Raw genomic sequence first — 1,308 nt, forward strand, 5'->3', positions numbered from 1 at the left:
GCTGGCTTGCCGCCTTTGTTCGGCCACAGATAGGCCACTGCGCGGCTCTTGGCAAACGGTTTGATATTGACCGCATCGCCCTGGTTACCACCCAACACCATCAGGTTGCCATGCTTATCCTGCCCAACGACAAAGCCGACATGCCCGCCACCCTGCCGCTCGAATACCACGATGCAGCCATACGCAGGTTTCGCCAAACGGGTAGCGCCGTTCACCCAGGCTTTCGCCCGATACCATTCTTTCGCAATATCGCGCCCGACCGCTTGCAGGCAATGCCCAACAAACGTGCCGCACCACGGCGTTTTGGTGTCGCTCCACCAGCCTTTCAAAGCCCGTACCCACAAGGGGATGGTCTTTAAGCCGCGAGCATCCCTTTCGTGCATGCCGATGTATTTCCTTGCTTCCTCAATCCAAGGCAGTTCAGTCATTTCCTTTCCTTTCCCATATTCAGGTAGCCTTTACCCTTGCGCTTCATAATCCCGGCCAGCAAATGGATACGGTGCGAGCGCAGCATGAAGTAGCCCGCCGCTGCCACGTTGAATAAAATCTCCGTCCAATGGTGCGGCTGCCAACTGTTGAGCGTGTGGCCGATAACCGCTATCGAGCCGCCCACTAGGAATCCGTGAATCCAATACTCCGGATTGCGTAGCGTCCATTGCCGCACCGACAGCGCGCAGGCCGAGTAAACAAATATCGCCGCCATCGCCGCCACGTTTACCAAAATCAAAAAGTGGGTAATCAGTTCCGACCTCATTTTTTCCTACCTCCCCATTTATCAATCCAGCCCGCCCACAAGCGGCGTAAACCATCACTCAACAGCGGCGCCGCCCATGACCAGCCAAAGCCAATCAGCACCGGCACGGCAGCCTGAAACAGCTCCCGCTCCAGCCCGAGCCGCAGCGAGAGATAAGCCATGATTACCGGCGACAAAGCCCCGGCCAGAATCATGCTGGTAATCATCACCAATATGCCGTTCTTGCGGCTGCCCGGCTCTTTCAGCCCGTGGTGCAGCGCCCCAGCCACCGCACCCAATACCAACGCCTCCAAAGGCATGCCCGCCAGCGTGCCGGATAAGCCAATCACGCTCACATGCAGCACATGGCCGGATGCGTTGGATGGTTCAAACGTCATCATCTTCCCTCCCTTCTGAATATCGCTGCCAAATCGTTTGGCGAAAACCGCCAGCTTTCCGGCAGCCCCAAAGCCTTGCCCACCCATTCCGAACAAAACCAGCGCTGCCTGTTTTCAGGTAGCCCGAACACCACGCCGAACGCCCCTGGCAGGTCGTAGCCTTGGCCTTGGGTTTCC

General features: G+C 57.6%; 3 protein-coding genes. All 3 read right to left on the reverse strand.

Annotated elements, in window-relative coordinates:
• Positions 1 to 428 (reverse strand): TIGR02594 family protein (locus A7P95_RS06855; protein WP_067593102.1); only part of this gene is annotated, 428 nt, incomplete at its 3' end.
• On the reverse strand, positions 425 to 754 hold the full coding sequence (locus A7P95_RS06860; RefSeq protein ID WP_067593105.1) for a hypothetical protein: 330 nt from the start codon (positions 752 to 754) through the stop codon (positions 425 to 427). The genes A7P95_RS06855 and A7P95_RS06860, both read right to left, overlap by 4 nt.
• Positions 751 to 1,134: a hypothetical protein gene (locus A7P95_RS06865; RefSeq protein ID WP_067593108.1), complete on the reverse strand. Its 384-nt coding sequence runs from the start codon at positions 1,132 to 1,134 to the stop codon at positions 751 to 753. Before A7P95_RS06865 ends, A7P95_RS06860 begins: the two co-directional genes overlap by 4 nt.
• Positions 1,135 to 1,308: the final 174 nt, after the last annotated feature.

It is taken from the genome of Eikenella longinqua, from assembly GCF_001648355.1.
Classification (GTDB): Bacteria; Pseudomonadota; Gammaproteobacteria; order Burkholderiales; family Neisseriaceae; genus Eikenella; species Eikenella longinqua.

Bases quoted from the DNA above. Each gene is read 5' to 3' on its own strand.
- A7P95_RS06865 (WP_067593108.1), bottom strand. From the start codon at position 1,134: ATGATGACGTTTGAACCATCCAACGCATCCGGCCATGTGCTGCATGTG.
- A7P95_RS06860 (WP_067593105.1), bottom strand. From the start codon at position 754: ATGAGGTCGGAACTGATTACCCACTTTTTGATTTTGGTAAACGTGGCG.